This window comes from Fretibacterium fastidiosum (assembly GCF_000210715.1).
Lineage (GTDB): Bacteria > Synergistota > Synergistia > Synergistales > Aminobacteriaceae > Fretibacterium > Fretibacterium fastidiosum.
Genome location: NC_021038.1, coordinates 2,181,948 through 2,183,642, shown reverse-complemented (window position 1 = coordinate 2,183,642; position 1,695 = coordinate 2,181,948). Strand labels below are relative to the sequence as shown.

Below are 1,695 nucleotides of genomic sequence, written 5' to 3'. Positions count from 1 at the left end.
AGTGGGGATGGTGGTCGCCGGAGTAGACCAGGTTGGGCAGGACCAGGGCCACGATCCAGAGCGGAACCAGGATCGGCGAGGGGACGAGGGGCATCGGCCTCCTGGCCGCGACCGGGCCGGTCTTCGCCTGGCTCGTCCTGCGGGAGGACTTCATCGGAGAATTCGTCAAGGGAGAACACGACCTTCCTTCCAAACGAAATTCAAATCCAGAGCGATCAAGGCGCGTAAGGGGAGCGATCCCGCTGCGGGCAGGACCGCCGGTCCGCACGCCTACTGCGCCAGCGCGTAGCGCTCCACCGGGGCGAAGGCGTCGGTGAAGGCGGGGATCTCCGGGACGAAGGGGTCCAGCCACTGGTGGGCCAAAAGGGGCAGGACGCGCGCATCGGGGACCGGAGGGACCGGGGGTCGTTCGAACAGAGGCCCATCAGCATGAGGTTCTGCAGCGCCTCCGCGCTCTCCGGCTCCGGAGCGGAGGCCGGGAAGATCAACATCCGGGGGAAGGCCTGGGAGAAGGCGGCGTAGATCCCCTGGAACACGCCGCTGCGCCGGCCCGACAGCGCGGCGATGACGTTGGTGATGAGGACGCCGTCCGGCGCCATCAGGGCGCGGATCCGCTCCGCAGCCTCCACGGTGGTCATGTGGAAGGGGATGGAGTACCAGGAGCCGAAGACGTCCATAAAGACCGCGTCGTAGGTCCCGTGCCGCTCCAGGTCCTGCGCCATGCGGTTCAGGAAGGCGCGGGCGTCCTCGTGGAATATCCTGAGGTTCGGGCTGTCCTGCAGGTCGAAGTAGCGCCGTGCCGCCTCCGTCACGCCGGGGTCCAGCTCCACCACGTCGATGGAGACGTTTCGCTCCGCCAGGACGTGGCGCGGCACGCAGTAGCCGCCCCCGCCCAGCATCAAAATCCGCTTCGCGTCCGGCTTGTAGTGGAAGGCCAGGTCGTAGAACTTCGTGTAGTCGCTCACCAGCTCCGCGGGGCTGTCCGGGTACATCAGGGACTGCGCCCCGTCCGGGTCCGTCATCATGATGCGGACGCGCCGGTTGTTGTTGCGCAGCATGAGGCTCTCCACGATGGAGATGTGGTTGTAGGCCGTGTCGATCTGGACGCCCACGGGCGTCATGGGCAGCCCGTACACCCTGGAGGCCCAGGCGCCGCAGCTGAGACAGGCCGCCGTCAGGAGGACACCCCGCCAGGAGGCGGCGTAGAGCAGCATGGAGAGCGCTGCAAGGGCGCTGGCGAGCCCCATCAGGATGACCCCGGAGGGAAGGAGGGAGATCAGGACGAAGCCGCCCAGGAAGGTCCCCAGGATGCTCCCCGCCGCGTTCAGGGCCGAGAGGCGCCCCACCGTGCCGCCCGACGAGGCCACGTCGCGCAGGGCCAGGCGCGCGATGAAGGGCGACGTCATGCCCAGGAGCAGGGTCGTCGGGGTGAAGATCGCGAGGGCGGCCGCGACGGACGTCAGGTAGAGGTTGAAGGAGCGCCGGAGGAGGGCGGTGAGGATCGCGTTGCTGGCGAAGGCCGTCGCCCCCAGGATCGCGGCGGCCAGGAGGAGGATGCGGCCCAGGAGGCGGGCCTCCGGACGCCGGTCCGCCAGGCAGCCGCCCAGCCAGTTTCCGGCGCAGAGGCTCGTCATCATCACGCCGATCAGCGCCGTCCAGACGACCAGTGACGTGCCGAGGAACGGCGCCACCAGG

At 68.9% G+C, this 1,695-nt stretch carries 1 protein-coding gene; it reads right to left on the bottom strand.

Annotation, left to right across the window (positions count from 1 at the left end; translation table 11 throughout):
- Positions 1-215: 215 nt before the first annotated feature.
- Positions 216-1,695: fused MFS/spermidine synthase (locus SY1_RS09870; RefSeq protein ID WP_208873653.1), on the bottom strand; the 1,480-nt coding region annotated here is incomplete at its 5' end.